A 2,332-nucleotide genomic window follows, 5' to 3' on the forward strand; every position below is an offset into this window, starting at 1 on the left:
CTTCTCCTTAATCTGCCGCACGCGTTCCCGGGTCAGGCCGAGTCTGGTGCCGATTTCCTCCAAAGTGAGCGCCGGTTCTTCGTCCAGGCCGTAGTACAGGCGGATGATTTCCGCTTCGCGTACGGTGAGGCGAGCCAGGGCAGCCTGGATCTCTTCTTGCAGCGACTCGTCTACCAACGGGGAATCTGGAGCGGGGACGTCAGGGTTGGCGATGGTATCGAGAAGTAAGGTGCCGTCGTCGGCGTAGTAGGGTGCGCTGAGCGAGATGTGCCGACTGGCGAAGCGGAGGGCGTCGGCCACGTCCACAGGGCTCATCTCCAAGGCCCCTGCCACCTCCTGCGGCGAGGGTTCGCGCTCGTATTCCTGCTCCAGCGCGGAGAACGCTTTGCCGATGCGCGTGAGCGCACCCACACGGTTCAGGGGCAGGCGCACAATGCGCGATTGCTCGGCAAGTGCCTGCAGTATCGCCTGACGGATCCACCACACCGCGTAGGAAATGAAGCGAAACCCACGGGTCTCGTCAAAGCGCGTCGCCGCCTTGATAAGCCCCAAATTGCCCTCGTTGATGAGATCGGCCAACGCCAACCCTTGGTTCTGAAACTGCTTGGCGACGCTGACCACGAAGCGAAGGTTCGCCTTGGTCAGACGCTCCAAGGCCGCAGTATCGCCTTGCCGCGCCAAGCGCGCAAGTTCGACCTCCTCGGTGGGCGAAAGGAGAGGTTCCCGCGCGATCTCCCGGAGGTACCTGTCCAAGGAATGGCCCTCCGCCCGATCGTGGCGTTTCTTAGAGGATGGCATTGGGACCTACCGTTCATGACCCATGCTTTGCAGCCTGTTGGAAATATAGGTAATCGTCTGCTCTCCGTCAACCGGTTTCTCAGGCACGCGACCCTTATTAACTCGTGCCTTGGAGCCGAAAAAAAAGCAAAAAAAGACTTGCATTTTTCAAGAAAATGATTATCTTTGTGAGCGCAGTAAGGTAGTCAAGAGACCGCAAGGTGGGTATGAGCCGAGTCACGATTGCGCTGCTGATCAGTTTTGGCTTGCTGAGCGCTCTTTTCGCGGGCGCGGTCATCTCCCGCTTTGAGGCGGAGCCTGGGTTGAACAAGGTTACCCTCCGCTGGACCACTGCTGCAGAATCCAACCTCAAGGGATTTGAAATCGAACGTGGCTTGGACGGGAAGAGCTTCCAGGCTGTAGCCTTTGTCGAGGCCGCGGGGAATTCCTCATCGCCGCGGGACTATGCCTACGAGGACCGCACCGTGTTCAAGTCCAGCGGCAACACCTACTACTACCGCTTGAAGCTGGTCAATTTCGACGGGAGCTTTGTCTACTACGACAAGGTGGTGTCGGTATCACCGCAGATTTCCAGCGTGCGGCACACCTGGGGAAGCATCAAGGCGATGTTCCGCTGAACCTACCTCCGAGGGTCGAATCAACAGGCACTAGCAGGACAACCAGCTGGGCATGGTAAGTCTGTTATTGCTCTTCCTTGAAAAATGTACGGCAAGGCGAGTTAGGTGGTCAGAACCGCATCAGCGATTCTTAGGGGCGTGCAGTAGTATCCCCGGCGGATCCGCACAGCTTTGGGTAGACGCGCGGGTCGGTGGCGGGGGAACGGAAGCGCGTGCCCGCAAGGGGCAGGCGGCGCCTCTGATGCTCTGGGCCAGGGCAGGATAGTGCTGACAGTTTCCACTCGGAGTGGACCCCCGAAATGAAACCATTGGTGCTCACGCTGATGGCGGCGCTTCTTGTGCTTGGGTGCTCGACGCACCGAGAGGAAGAGGCGCCTCCCAAAGATAAAGATACCGTTCAGGTTGCCAAGGGAGTTCTTTCGACTCCAGAATACGTCGTCGTGGAAGAAAATGATCTGAGCTACGGGGCTGTCAGACGGGCACAAGTCAAGCTTCGAGTGCCAAAGGCACTGAAGGAGGAGGAAATAAGGGCCGTATGCGAGCAGTTGATTCCACGTTATAGGAAATCCCATTACAGTGCCGTAGTTTTCCATTTCTACCTGCCAGATGCCGATACTCGCGGTGCACACAATGCCGGCATGGCTGAGTGGGGTCCTCATGGCAGCTGGGATGGAGCGGCCGACATGAAAGCTGGCGACTACTCAAAGCACTCGCTGCGCGTGAGTGTCGCTAAACCTCCCTCCGGGTCATTTGAGGCCAGCATTCCCCTTGAGAAGAGGAAAAAGATATTTTACGACCTGGTCGCTGAGGAAGATAGACTTTATGCCCTGGGAGTTGACGATAGGCCCCGCAAGGCAAGGGCAGCGATTGCCAAAAGGTACAACTTGACGATTGAGGAAGTCCAGAAGATTGCTGCG

3 protein-coding genes are annotated in these 2,332 nt (G+C 57.7%); 2 read left to right on the forward strand and 1 reads right to left on the reverse strand.

Translation table 11 applies throughout. From position 1 onward, the window contains the following. The coding region (locus tag H5U38_10045; protein MBC7187362.1) for an RNA polymerase sigma factor RpoD/SigA at nt 1-798 on the reverse strand (798 nt) is incomplete at its 3' end. A gap of 206 nt (nt 799-1,004) precedes the next feature. On the opposite strand from H5U38_10045, the gene H5U38_10050 reads away from it, so the two are divergent. Together H5U38_10050 and H5U38_10055 are read left to right on the forward strand one after the other, a co-directional pair. Continuing rightward, nucleotides 1,005-1,415, forward strand: a complete 411-nt coding sequence (locus H5U38_10050) for a hypothetical protein (protein ID MBC7187363.1) — start codon at nt 1,005-1,007, stop codon at nt 1,413-1,415. A 299-nt stretch (nt 1,416-1,714) separates the two neighbouring features. Next, the coding region (locus H5U38_10055) for a hypothetical protein (GenBank protein MBC7187364.1) at nt 1,715-2,332 on the forward strand (618 nt) is incomplete at its 3' end.

The organism is Calditrichota bacterium (assembly GCA_014359355.1).
GTDB lineage: Bacteria > Zhuqueibacterota > Zhuqueibacteria > JANLFK01 > Oleimicrobiaceae > Oleimicrobium.

Coding starts and splice junctions, on each gene's coding strand:
- H5U38_10050 (MBC7187363.1), top strand. CDS start 1,005: ATGAGCCGAGTCACGATTGCGCTGCTGATCAGTTTTGGCTTGCTGAGC.